This window comes from Haemophilus sp. UMB1048, from assembly GCF_030218125.1.
Taxonomy (GTDB): Bacteria; Pseudomonadota; Gammaproteobacteria; order Enterobacterales; family Pasteurellaceae; genus Haemophilus_D.
In genome coordinates this window covers 1-301 of sequence record NZ_JASOPB010000064.1, presented here as the reverse complement: position 1 = coordinate 301, position 301 = coordinate 1, and the positions used below count along the sequence as shown (strand labels likewise).

Below are 301 nucleotides of genomic sequence, written 5' to 3'. Positions count from 1 at the left end.
CGTTCAGCAACAATAATCTGCAACCGTTCTTTTGCAATGTTGGCTGTGTTTTTCTTCCGCGAGAGAAAGAAATCGAGTAATGCCATAATTTATCCTCCGAACAAGCGTTTGAGGAAGCCTTTCTTCTCTTCTTCAATGAAGCGGAAAGGACGTTCTTCTCCGAGCAGACGATCCACAGTATCCGCATAGGCTTTACCCGCATCTGAAACGGTATCCAGAATCACCGGCTCGCCCTGGTTCGATGCGCGCAGAACAGACTGATCTTCCGGAATCACGCCCACCAGGTTGATGCGCAGAATTT

1 pseudogene is annotated in these 301 nt (G+C 48.5%); it reads right to left on the bottom strand.

Annotated elements, in window-relative coordinates:
• Nucleotides 1-89 precede the first annotated feature (89 nt).
• Nucleotides 90-301: pseudogene (locus QP437_RS09885) on the bottom strand (septum site-determining protein MinD); the annotation flags it as partial.